Raw genomic sequence first — 12,720 nt, 5'->3', positions numbered from 1 at the left:
CTAATGAAATAACCTGGTCATGTCATTTAGCAGTGTTTCTTTTTTTAGCTAAATAAACTGATGATGTACCCGATAATTAACCCCACTACACCGAAATCAGCATCGCCAAATGTCGTACCTTCAAATCCTAGTGAACCGAGAACTGGAAGTAATAGGGCTGGTAAAAAGCTAATTAAAAGTCCGTTTGCAAATGCCCCAAGGATAGCTCCTCTACGACCTCCAGTTGCGTTTCCAAATACCCCTGCTGCTGCACCTGTAAAGAAATGAGGTACTAGTCCGGGTACAATAACAGAAAGTCCAAAAATTGGTAGAATTAGCATACTAATTAGTCCCGCTACAAAGCTTGATAAAAATCCGATAATTACCGCATTTGGTGCAAATGGGAAAACAATTGGACAATCAAGAGCTGGTTTTGCGTTAGGAACCACTTTATCTGCGACCCCTTTAAATGCAGGAACAATTTCTGCAATGAGCATTCTTACACCAGCTAAGATAATGAACACTCCACCGGCAAACGTGATGGCTTGTGTTAGAGAAAATACTAAGAAGTTTGTGCCAGCACTTAATTCTTTTTCAATAAAGTTTGGTCCAACCACAAGAGCGACTACAAAAAACATTAACGTCATCGTAAGTGCAAGTGCGACAGATGAATCACGTAAAAATCCAAGTGATTTTGGCACTTTTACTTCTTCAGTTGTTTTTAGTTTGTTCCCAGTCAATTTTCCTACTTTTGCTGCTACAAAGTAACCGATGGAACCAAAGTGACCAACTGCAATATCATCAGAACCTGTAATTTCTTTTACTGTCGGTTGAAGAAGCGCAGGCATTAACACCATTAAAAGTCCTAAAATCACAGAACCAACAAGTACAAGCAATGCACCACTTAAACCAGATGTCGATAATACTGCTGCAAGTAGACATGCCATAAACATCGTGTGGTGACCTGTTAAGAAAATGTATTTAAATTTTGTAAACCGTGCGAGTAAAATATTCACAAGCATCCCAAAGAGCATAATCATCGCTGTTTCTGCCCCAAAAGCATCTTGGGCAAGTGCTACGATGGCTTCGTTATTTGGGATAACACCTTCAATATGAAACCCTTCTTCAAACATTTGGCTAAAAATATTTAAAGACCCTTGTAATACAGTTGCCCCAGCACCAAGGATAATAAAGCCCATTATAGTCTTCAGTGTACCGGAAATAACATCTGCAATGCCTTTTTTCTGTAAAAGTAATCCGACAAGAGCGAAGAGTCCAACTAAAATTGCCGGTGTTCCAAGAATATCTTTCATAATTAGATCAAACATCTTACTACCCCTCCAAAATATGCGCTTTTAACGCATCTTTAATTTCATTTAAATTCACCATATTAACGACACGAATTGTTTTCTTATTTCCATCATTTAGTTGGTCCATAATTTCAGGACTTCCGATGTAATAATCAGCCTGTTCTGTTTTTGCACTGGCTAAATCCATGTTTTTGCAATCCCCGTCAATATTTAATTCCTTTAATGCTTTGTTGACGTTTAGTGAAAGCATAAAGCTAGTTCCAAGTCCATTCCCACATACTGCTAAAATTTTCATTTTTAATTCCCCCTATGATTTTGTAAAAATTCTTCATAATTTGTTGCGCTTAACAATGCTTCAATATTTTCTTCTTTAGATAAGAAATCTGAAATTTCTTGAAGCAATGTCAAATGGTTTGTTGCATCTTCTGCTGCTAGAACCAAAAAGAGATTGGCCGATTTGTCTATTTCAAATAAAACCTTTTCTTTTACAACAAGTAGACTAATTCCGGTTTTTTTGACGCCATCTTCTGGTCTCGCATGCGGCATTGCCACTTTTGGCATTAACACAATATAAGGTCCAAAGTTTTTGACATTTTCAATCATCGCTTTGACATAACTTTCATCGATGGATCCATTTTCAATCAACGGGTTCGATGCGCGTTCAATCGCTTTTTCCCATGAATCTATCTTTTCTTCAAATTGCACCAATTCTTTTGTTAGCCTCGATAAAAACATGTTTTATAATCCCCCCCCTTGTATTTTGAAAGTGTTATCATTCTCTTTGTATTTTTATATTTATTCATTTTTTTCTAAAAAAAGAGACGAATTTTTACCGTATATTGCGGTAAAATTCGTCTTTTTTGTTTTATATTGATTGATAGAATTCCTCTATTGAACTACTATTCTTCCAGTTATCAATGATTTGTTGATTCTCGCCTAAAAAGTTGATTTCCTCAAACATTTTTTTAATATTTTCATCTTTTGAATCTTTAATTGCAAGCATACAGACAATTGATACAAGCTGATTTTTCCAGCGAACAGGATGTTTTAAAATGGCAAGAGCTACTCCCTGTTTTAATACGTTTTTCGGATGCCCATGTGGGATCGCAATTTCTGCCCCGATTGCTGTTGATGATAGGTCTTCCCTTTCTTTTGCATCCTTTAAATATTCGGAGTTTACATACCCATTATCATGCAATAGTTGACTTAATTCTTCTATTATTTCGTCTGGATTTGTCATTTCCTTTTTAATCAAAATTAATTCTTTTTCAAGAAATTTTTTTAATATCGGAAATTTATTTTCCTTAACGTTAAAATTGGCAATAAACTTTTTTATTTTTTCCTCTTCTTCTTTTTGGAAAAGCGGAGATATCGTTATAGACGGATAATCAATCTCTTCAAGCGCAATTGTACTTATAATAAAATCCGGTTTTTCTACTCTTACGACTTCTTCCATTTCTTCTAGCGATACGCATTTTAGTATGTCAAGTGAGTGAAATTTCCGTTCCAATTTAGTCGTCAAAAGCTGGGACATACCAATACCCATTGAACAAACAACAATGGCTTTTTTATGTTTCCCGTCTTCTTTTTGAATCCGCTCTTTTGATGCTTCAAAATGAAGAACCAAATAGCCAATTTCATCTTCTGGGAGAATGAACCCAATTTCATTTTCCATTTCTTTTGTAATGTGAAAAATCGTATCAAACGTGTACGAATACATTCTTTTAATATCATCAAGAAGAGGATTTCGATGATAAAGACGATACTCTAGGCGCTCATACGTCGTTTTCATATGGATCATAAGCCCTTCTACTAATGTTTGATCGGCTTCGTGTTGAATACCTGTTTGTTCGGAAACTTTCTTAATCATCACCTGAATGAGTGTTGTTACTTTCGGTGATAATATGTTTTTTTCAAAATCAGGTTTTCCTTTTTCTTTTGAGCTAATGATATGTAGTAGAAAATAGATGATTTCTTCATCTGGGAATTTGATCACGAATGAGCTTTCCAGCTCTTTCAGATGGTTTTGGACGACACCGTATTCTTTAGTGCTTTTTAGAGCGGTCTGTTCATTTAATGATAATTGAATTGTTTGCTTCAATTTAATTCTTTTTACCATAACCAATAAATGCAATACTAAATTATTCATCGATTCATTTGTAAATGTTTTATGTAATTGACTTTCCATTTTTCTTAATTGTTGCTTTGTTCTGGTAATTTCAAAATGGGAAAACCATTTTTCAAAGAAAGATAATTTATCTTTTTCTTGTGTGAATTGATGCAATCGAAGCAAGGCTGCTCGCTTATTTTTTTCATTTCCTATGACTTTTAAGCCAATTTTTTGCTTGGACTCAATTGATAAATGAAATAGTTTTATCCATTGCTCTATTTCATGTAAATCTTGTTTTATAACTTGTTTACTTACATAATATTGTTCACATAGCTCCTGAAGAGATAAAGTTTTATTGTCTCTTAAAAGCATGAATAAGATTTCTTTTTTTCTTTCTTTTTCAAATGTTTTATTATGTCGGTTTTGTTGATTATGATGGTCTTCAAGTAATCTCTCATGCTCATCGTTTGAAATTTCAAGCTTTACTCCTATGTTTGGTTTCCGGATGATTTTTGCTTGATAATCATGTTCAAGCCATTCATCAATCGTCTTAAAATCGTTTCTAACCGTTTTTTCAGAACAATGAAGTGTTTCTGCTATTGTACTAATTTTTATATTTTCGTTTTTATTGTTTTTTAGCAGCAATGCTAGTATTTCGTTTTGCCTCTTGTTCAGAGTGTGTTTCCCTTTATTCATTATATAAATTTCTCCAAATAATTCATTTAATTGTCTGTTATTTCAGTATAAACTCCATTTTTACAAGTATACACTATTTTCACAGTCCATATCATCCGTAATCCTACTTCTATTCTAAAAGAAAAGGCAGTAGTCAAACCGAGTTTGACTACTGCCTTAAGACGATTCTTTTTTATAGCCCTAAAATAGCTTTAATCACAGAAGTTGTCTCTCCACCATGATAAAAGACATAAAGTAACAGATAAACTGCAACCCCAGTAATTGCTGTAAAGAACCAAATAAAGCTTGTTACTGGTCCTAACTTCCGATGAAAACCGAAATTCTCTTTATACCCTGAAACTAGAGAAATAATACCAAGTACCGCACCAACCGTTGCGAGGGTAATATGGAAAATTAAAAAGATCGTGTAGTAAATCTTTATATCATCTGGTCCACCGAATGCAGTGTTTCCAATAAAAATCGTTCTTGAAGCATAAATGAGAAAAAAGATAATAGCAAAGATCGCTGCTAAAACCATCGTATTTTTATGAGAATCTCTTTTCCCTTTCTTAATTTGCGCCCAACCGATTGCAACAGTTATAGCACTTAACACAATGAAAGTAGTACTGATTGTTGGTAAAACTGGTAATGAAAAATTCATATAGTCGTCCTCTCTCAATTCCTCATAGTAAGAATGTACATAATTATAATTTTAGTGAACTATGAACATTTTTTCAATCCTCACAAGGAATAACCATAAAATTGTTCTAAATCTGACACATTTATCTTGCTAATCTGTGACCTAGTTAACAAACAAATAGTTCAATCTATGCTTTTGATTTCAAAAAAAGCACCTATATAAGGTGCCATTTAAGTGATTATTCAACTGATTGCGGATCTAAACGATGCAATTTCTCAGCCTCTGTTTCCTCTTGCTCTTTACGATACCACTCAAAAAATACTTGGAATAGAACGACTCCATATACGATTTCCTGAAGAACTTTCATCAATACGCCACCAAGCTGTTGATCGTGTAGCAATGACATCGAATTAAACATCTCTGGACCACTTAAACTTAAAGTAGACAGTATCGTTGGCGACACACATAATTCTAATGCTTTCGCCCAAGCACTTGGATCTGAAAATGTATCATACATCGGCACATCAGCAAAAATAATGAGAGCACACGCTGGTGTTAGAAGGATACCATCTGCAAAGATATAGCCTATCTTCTTCACCCCACTCAACCTATGTTCTCCCTCTACTTGATTAATTAATGGCCACCACATAAATATCGCCATGACAAATAGGAGAACCGTATAAGAGGCATGCATCCACATGTCTATTTTAATAATATCGAATATCAATGGTATATGGTAAAAAGAAAACATTCCATTAAAAAGGATTAACGCTATAAGTGGTTTCGTGAAAAATCTAAAAACATTATTCAAAAAAGGCTGATTTAATATCTTTTTCCAAATCCATTGTGGAATTCCAACAATGAATAGCGGAGGAATTACAAGATAAAGAACAGCCATTTGAATCATATGTGCGTAAAACATTAAATGCCCCATTAAATCCAAAGGTGAACCTTTAATCGCGTACAACAAAATCATCCCAGTCGTAAAATAAACTCCCTGCTTTGTTGTTAAAGCCTCTGTATCTTTAAATTTATCTCGGTATTTAACCGTGATGAGAAAAAATCCAATAGTCACGATTAAAATCGCTAAAAAGAAAAATGGACTCCATAACGCTCTAAATCCAAACATATTCAAGGTTAACATTAACCCATCACCTCTTAAGTTACTAAGCTGCCTAAATTATAACATAAAAAAGAAAATCGGCCTAAGACAGCCGATTTTCAGTTTATCTTACCACCATACAATCGTTAAGAAAGTTAAAATGGTGATTAATCCTACTAATAATCCTGAATACAAGAACAACGCAGGAGCCTCATGTCCTTTGTGGCTCATGTGCATGAAATAATATAGTTGGAATACTACTTGAACAGCTGCGAGCAGAAGGATGAATGGAACAGTAAACCATCCAGACATACCTGAACCAACAGCAACAAATGCTACAACCGTAAAGAAAATCATTAACGCAAAAGAGATAACTTGATGTCTCATTTCTTCTGCATTTCTTTTACGTCGATATGTGATATCTACGCTCGGGTTACCTGTATTTGTTTGATTGTTCTCCATCAGTTACCCCACCATTCCCATTAAATATACGACTGAGAAGATAAATACCCATACAACGTCAATAAAGTGCCAGTATAGACTTGCTAAATAGAACTTCGGAGCATTGTAGAGACTTAATCCTCTCTTAGCATTACGTGCCATTAGGAGGATAATCCAAGAAAGTCCAAATACTACGTGACCTCCGTGAAAACCAACTAATGTATAGAAAGCAGAACCAAATGCACTACTTGTAAATGTATGATGATATTCATGTACATAATGATTAAACTCATAAATTTCACAGCCTAAGAATCCTAGACCAAGTAAAACCGTGATTCCTAACCATAGCTGCATTTTCTTAAATTCAAAGTTTTTCATGTGGTACATTGCATATACACTTGTTAACGAACTAGTTAAAAGTAACATGGTCATTAAGAAAGCTAATGGAATTTCAAAAAGATCCTTCGCTAATGCATGTTCTGGATTTGGCACCTTATCTTTTAGTGCAAGGTACGTGGCAAAGAGAGAGGCAAATAGTACCGTCTCTCCACCAAGGAATAGCCAAAATCCAACGAATTTATTTTTTCCTTCAAGGGTTTGCTTTTCAGGCGCAGCAGGCCATTTTTCAAGTGTCATTTTTTCTTCAGCGTGCATTATGCCTTAACCCCCTTATCATTATCATCTGTTAATTCTTCCTTATGGATATGGAAACCGTGGTCATCCTTCACTGAACGGTAGAACATAGAACCAAACGTTATTGCCATACCAAGAATTAAAACTGGTAAGCCCCAATTATAATCTAAACGGTACATCGCACCAAACGCTGCGACAAACAATCCAAATGAAATAACAAATGGTGTAAAGGAATTATTCGGCATATGAATATCCCCTAATGGCTCAGCAGGAGTCATGCCCTTTTTCCCTTCCATTTTTTCAATCCAAAGTGGATCTAATCCACGAACTAAAGGCAATTGCTTAAAGTTATAGAATGGTGGTGGAGATGGGATAGCCCACTCAAGGGTTCTTCCGTCACCCCAAGGATCGTTTCCAACCTTTTCATTCTTAATACTAGTGATGATGATATTGATTAATAATACAACAGTTGCTACAGCCATAAAGAAGGCACCAATTGTACTTACGAGGTTTGCTGTTTCAAAGCCTTGACCTTCAATAAATGTAAATACACGTCTTGGCATGCCCCATAATCCTAAGAAATGCTGGATAAAGAATGTTAAATGGAATCCAATAAAGAATAACCAGAACGTAATTTTACCTAAAGCTTCGTTTAACATTGTTCCAAACATTTTTGGCCAGTAGAATTGAGTTCCAGCCAGGACAGCAAATACTACCCCACCCACAATAACATAGTGGAAGTGAGCAACAACGAAATACGTATCATGATACTGATAGTCTGCCGCTGCAGCTGCAAGCATTACCCCTGTAACTCCACCAAGTAAGAACGTAGGAATAAATGCCACTGCGTAGTGCATTGGCGTGGTAAACTTGATGCTTCCGCCCCACATCGTGAACAACCAGTTAAAGATTTTAATACCGGTTGGTACGGCGATCGCCATAGTGGCAACTGCAAAAATTGCATTGGCAATAGGTCCAAGTCCAACAGTGAACATATGGTGAGCCCATACCATGAATCCTAAAAATCCGATTAATACGGTTGCAAAGACCATAGAAGAGTATCCAAATAATCTCTTCCTAGAGAACACTGGAATAATCTCAGAGAAAATACCAAATGCTGGTAAAACCAAAATATAAACCTCTGGGTGTCCGAAAATCCAGAACAAATGTTCCCAAATTACTGTATTACCACCGGCAGCAGTAACAAAGAAATTAGAACCAAACAGTCTGTCAAACATTAACAAGAAAATTCCAACTGTTAATGCCGGAAATGCGAATAAGATAAGAGCTGATGCGACAAATGTTGTCCATGTGAACAACGGCATGCGCATATAAGTCATTCCTGGTGCACGCATATTAATAATTGTTACGAGGAAGTTAATTCCACCCATCAACGTACCAGCACCAGAAATCTGTAATCCTAATAAATAGAAATCAACCCCATGTCCTTCAGACGCTAGAGATAATGATGCATAGGAAGTCCAACCAGCATCAGGTGCTCCTCCAAGGAACCATGAAAGATTTAGGAATACCCCCCCGAAGAAGAATAACCAGAAACCTAGAGCATTCACAAATGGAAATGCTACGTCACGTGCCCCAATTTGCAAAGGCATTACAGCATTCATAAATCCAAATAAGAGTGGCATAGCTGCCAAGAAAATCATTGTTGTACCATGCATTGTTAAGATTTCATTATATAAGCCAGCACCTACGAAATCATTATTTGGTACTGCTAGCTGGATTCGGATAAACATGGCTTCGAGACCGCCAACTAAGAAAAAGAAACCACCTGCAATCATATAAAGAATGGCAATTTTCTTATGGTCAACGGTTGTTAAAAAGTCCCAAAGTGTTGCGCCGAACCCCTTTTTCTGAGCGTTCGTACTCACAATTTTACCTCCCTTTGAAAACTAATCCCCAATTAATAGAATTAATTTTATGGTGATTCAATGATGTTATTTTTGTACCTTTAATCCAGATAAGTAAGCTGCTAATGCATCAATCTGTTCTGGTGTCAAATCACCATAAGTATCTGTCATTTTGTTGGCAGGCTTAACTGTTTCAGGATCTGTTAACCATTTTTTAATGTTATCTTCGTTGTTTTCTAAGATACCAGCAACATAAGCTCTGTCACCAAAGTTTGTTAAGTTTGGTGCTTGACGAGCAGCTTCTGGAGTCGTATTTGCTGGTGTTACAGCATGACATACGATACAGCTGTTGTTGAAAATTTCTTGTCCTTCTTGCGCTTTTGCAGTATCTGCTTGTACAGGCTCTTCAATGCCTTGCATTGTTGCTACCCATTGGTCAAAATCATCACTTGGAAGTGCTCTAACTTTAAAATCCATTAAAGCATGTGAAGGACCACATAGCTCAGCACATTTACCGTAGAATAATTCACCTGCTGCTTCAGCACCTTTAGAATCAAATTCTAACCAAAACTTATTGATATTATCTGTGTTCGTATCCATCTTTCCACCAACTGCTGGAATCCAGAAGGAATGCTTCACATCAGAAGATTTCAGATTGAAATAAACTTTTTGATCAGTTGGGACAACAAGCTCCTGGCTCGTTACAATTTTTTCATTTGGATACTCAAATTCCCACCAATACAAATTAGCACGAACATTGATAACAAGAGCTTCCGTATTACCTTCTTCATCCTTTTTATCCATTGCTGAAACATCTGCAAGCTTAAAAGTTTCTAATACTGTAGGAACAGCAAGAACTAAAAGTAACAGAATTGGAATAACAGTCCAGATAATTTCTAATTTATGACTGCCTTCTACCTGTTTCGGAATACTTTCATCCTTTCGTTTGAAGCGGAAAAGTACAATTAAGAAGATAATCGTTACAATAATGATAACTCCGACCATAATAAGCGTACTTAAAACCATTAAATCAAACTGACTTTTCGCTACCTCCCCAGCAGGCTGGAGGGTAGATAAGTAAGGTTTGCCACAACCGGAAAGAATGAGCGCCATCAAGGTTATTAGAGAAAACAGACGCCATTTCGCTAGCTTTTTCATAGCTTAAACATACCCCTCTTTCATGTGAAAAATAATAGAATTCAGATGAGAAAACTTCATAAAGCGTATTGCTGAAAAACGATGTTTTAATTTGATATTTGTAAATGATTTCTGTAAATTACTTATTTCGTTTTCCTTTTAAAGGCTACTTTATGAAATTAACCCTCATTTAAAAATTTATAGATAAATCCCCTTTACCGTATGAACTGTAAAGAAAAATTTTCCCAGATTTTAATATGTTGTAATTAAATGATTGTGACTATTACCATGGCTACAAACATGATTGTCATATATTGAAGTGAGTATACAAACATCGACTTAGCCCACTTGATATCATCTTTTTTACGATATCCATACAAGCCTAGAATAAGCCAGCCTATATTTAATATGGTTGCTAGTATCAAGAAAGGTATACCTAACGAAAGCAACAAAAATGGTATTGGGAATAGTATCGCAATCCATGCAAGTGTATGTTTCTTCGTCGTATCAAACCCTTTAACGACTGGTAACATCGGTATACCAGCTGCTCTATACTCTTCCACCCTTCTCATCGCAAGCGCGTAAAAATGAGGTGGTTGCCACGCAAACATAATAAGGAATAAACTCCAAGCGATAACATCAAGGGTCGGGTCAATCGCAGCCCATCCGATCAGAGGAGGTACCGCTCCTGATATACTCCCAACAATTGTGTTTGAAACATATCTTCTCTTTGTCCACATTGTATAAAGGACGACATAACTAAAAATACCAATGATTCCAATTATTGTTGCTGAAAACGTTGTCAGTAATAGAAATATTGTTCCAATAACGACTAGTCCTAATCCAAAAAACAGCGCTTTCGTTGAGTTTACAGAACCAGTAACCGTTGGCCGTTTCTTTGTTCTCTCCATTAACGGGTCGATATCACGGTCATAAACATTATTGATTACACAAGAACCAGCAATAATAAAGGCAGAACCTATCAAAGTATAAAAAACAATATCAAGATTTGTTAGAAAACCTGCATTCGTAAAATGAATCGCCAGCCACAAACCTGTAAAAGTTGTGATCATATTGGAATTGACGATTCCGATTTTAATTAGTGCTAAGAAATCCTTCCATACACTCGTTTTCTCTTTTATAGCTTTGAGGCTCTGTTCATCGCTATCTACGGATGATTCACCTAAAGCCGGTATATTGCTCATTTTTTCTTCCTCCCTAATTACAAATACACCATATGTATACACAACCACGAACGATATAATGACCTACACTGCTATATTTGTATTGAAAACGAGGTAAGCCAATTCAAACTTTTTAAGGATAACTTTTTCACTATCTGCATAGTGTTAATGTTGCTAAATATTCATGTTTTGTTAAGGTTTTCCTATAATTTATTAAACCATATTTTTACTTGTTCTGTGAACATTTTTTGAATTTTTTTTGACTAAAATGTGAACTTCGGGTTTTTCCGGCTATTAATACTGTTATTTTCTTACAATAACAAAAAAACAATCAGAATTTCGTCCACTTCCACCTTTAATAGAAACAAGAATTAACTTGTTCTCTTAGAGCTTCTACCCATCATTTACATCTACAATCAACTCGTAAAAAGGGATTAACCCTCCTATATTTCTAGCAAACTCTCATCTATTTTGCAACCTTTTTACTATAATCACATTGTTTATTTTATTAACCATTGTAAAACATTGAAATTTTGTGTACTATCAAAAAAGTGACTCAAAATAAGAATAATTTCTGTTCTTTTCCTAAAAATTTGATATATTGTTTACATGTAGTTGGTACTGTATCACATTCATAGTTTTAATAAGAAGGTGTATAACATTGACACGGTCACTTAAATGGTTTGCCGTCTTAACGACAATCGGGATGCTGTTCATCTTGATTGGTGGAGCACTTGTGACGAAAACCGAGTCCGGCATGGGCTGCGGTCGTTCTTGGCCATTGTGTAACGGAGAACTCATTCCCACAAATATTACCGTTGAGCTTGTCATCGAGCTTGCCCACCGTGTTGTTTCTGGTGCTGTAGGATTTATGGTACTCATTCTATCCTTTTGGGCATGGAAATCGATAGGTCATATACGCGAAACAAAATTTCTAGCGTTATTGTCGTTTTCATTTTTAGTTCTCCAAGGACTAATTGGGGCAGCAGCAGTTTTATGGGGACAATCGGATTTTGTCCTTGCAGTTCACTTTGGAATTTCACTCATTTCGTTTGCTGCAGTATTTCTTTTAACTTTACTTATCTTTGAAGTTGATAAAAAGTTTGAAGCAGAGAAGCTTGTGATAGATGGAAGAATGCGTAAGCATATTATTGGGGTTACCATTTATAGCTTTATTGTTGTTTATACAGGAGCATTGGTTAGACATGTCAACGCAAGTCTAGTATGTCGGGATTGGCCATTGTGTGTGAATGCAGATCCAAACATTCCTATTTCGTTTCATGAGTGGGTTCAGATGGGACATCGTTTTGCAGCAGGCATTATTTTCATTTGGATTGGCTATATTACATATTTAGCTATTGTTCATTATAAACACCAAAAGGTTGTTTATTGGGGCTGGATTGTATCCTTTATCCTTGTAACATTACAAGTTATTGCCGGGGCATTAGTTGTACTTTCCCTACAAAATCTGTACATCGCACTTGCCCACGCCTTCTTTGTTTCTTGTTTATTTGGTGTATTGAGCTATTTCATTCTATTAACTTCAAGAAGTAGAAAGAACGAACTATTACTACAACAATCAAAATCGGTCGGAGAACCGATTAATATCCCGCCATTAACCGTTCGGACTACAGACTAGAA

12 protein-coding genes are annotated in these 12,720 nt (G+C 35.8%); 1 reads left to right on the top strand and 11 read right to left on the bottom strand.

The annotated features are described in order from the left end of the window. Positions 1 to 44: 44 nt before the first annotated feature. The 11 genes from ulaA to cyoE all read right to left on the bottom strand — a co-directional run bounded on the left by ulaA (position 45) and on the right by cyoE (position 11,100). On the bottom strand, positions 45 to 1,307 hold the full coding sequence (ulaA, locus tag FA727_RS03005) for a PTS ascorbate transporter subunit IIC (RefSeq protein WP_136829244.1): 1,263 nt from the start codon (positions 1,305 to 1,307) through the stop codon (positions 45 to 47). A 4-nt stretch (positions 1,308 to 1,311) separates the two neighbouring features. Further along, positions 1,312 to 1,584 carry a PTS sugar transporter subunit IIB gene (locus tag FA727_RS03000; RefSeq protein ID WP_136829243.1) on the bottom strand — a complete coding sequence of 91 codons (273 nt, stop codon included), beginning with the start codon at positions 1,582 to 1,584 and terminating at the stop codon, positions 1,312 to 1,314. Between the two features lie 2 nt (positions 1,585 to 1,586). After that, entirely contained in the window at positions 1,587 to 2,024 is a 438-nt protein-coding gene (locus tag FA727_RS02995; RefSeq protein WP_136829242.1) for a PTS sugar transporter subunit IIA, read from the bottom strand. Between the two features lie 130 nt (positions 2,025 to 2,154). Next, positions 2,155 to 4,095, bottom strand: a complete 1,941-nt coding sequence (locus tag FA727_RS02990) for a BglG family transcription antiterminator (RefSeq protein ID WP_136829241.1) — start codon at positions 4,093 to 4,095, stop codon at positions 2,155 to 2,157. Positions 4,096 to 4,267: 172 nt separating this feature from the next. Beyond that, a complete protein-coding gene (locus tag FA727_RS02985) occupies positions 4,268 to 4,735 on the bottom strand; it encodes a DUF420 domain-containing protein (RefSeq protein ID WP_136829240.1) in 468 nt (155 codons plus the stop codon). Between the two features lie 217 nt (positions 4,736 to 4,952). Next, positions 4,953 to 5,858: a cytochrome c oxidase assembly factor CtaG gene (gene ctaG / locus FA727_RS02980; protein ID WP_136829239.1), complete on the bottom strand. Its 906-nt coding sequence runs from the start codon at positions 5,856 to 5,858 to the stop codon at positions 4,953 to 4,955. Positions 5,859 to 5,945: 87 nt separating this feature from the next. After that, positions 5,946 to 6,278 carry a cytochrome c oxidase subunit IVB gene (gene ctaF, locus FA727_RS02975; RefSeq protein ID WP_136829238.1) on the bottom strand — a complete coding sequence of 111 codons (333 nt, stop codon included), beginning with the start codon at positions 6,276 to 6,278 and terminating at the stop codon, positions 5,946 to 5,948. A 3-nt stretch (positions 6,279 to 6,281) separates the two neighbouring features. After that, positions 6,282 to 6,911, bottom strand: a complete 630-nt coding sequence (locus FA727_RS02970) for a cytochrome (ubi)quinol oxidase subunit III (protein WP_136829237.1) — start codon at positions 6,909 to 6,911, stop codon at positions 6,282 to 6,284. Continuing rightward, positions 6,911 to 8,779, bottom strand: coding sequence for a cytochrome c oxidase subunit I (gene ctaD / locus FA727_RS02965; RefSeq protein WP_136829236.1), 1,869 nt, complete (start codon positions 8,777 to 8,779; stop codon positions 6,911 to 6,913). The genes FA727_RS02970 and ctaD overlap by 1 nt, the downstream gene beginning before the upstream one ends. Before the next feature lie 66 nt (positions 8,780 to 8,845). Continuing rightward, a complete protein-coding gene (coxB, locus tag FA727_RS02960; protein ID WP_136829235.1) occupies positions 8,846 to 9,916 on the bottom strand; it encodes a cytochrome c oxidase subunit II in 1,071 nt (356 codons plus the stop codon). 245 nt (positions 9,917 to 10,161) lie between these two features. Next, positions 10,162 to 11,100, bottom strand: coding sequence for a heme o synthase (gene cyoE, locus FA727_RS02955; RefSeq protein WP_136829234.1), 939 nt, complete (start codon positions 11,098 to 11,100; stop codon positions 10,162 to 10,164). 640 nt (positions 11,101 to 11,740) lie between these two features. Here cyoE and FA727_RS02950 point away from each other — a divergent pair. Continuing rightward, a complete protein-coding gene (locus FA727_RS02950; RefSeq protein ID WP_136829233.1) occupies positions 11,741 to 12,718 on the top strand; it encodes a COX15/CtaA family protein in 978 nt (325 codons plus the stop codon). Positions 12,719 to 12,720 lie beyond the last annotated feature (2 nt).

Source organism: Robertmurraya kyonggiensis, from assembly GCF_005116465.1.
Lineage (GTDB): Bacteria > Bacillota > Bacilli > Bacillales > Cytobacillaceae > Robertmurraya > Robertmurraya kyonggiensis.
Note: the sequence above shows the minus strand (reverse complement) of the source record. Positions and strands in the feature narration are given on the sequence as shown.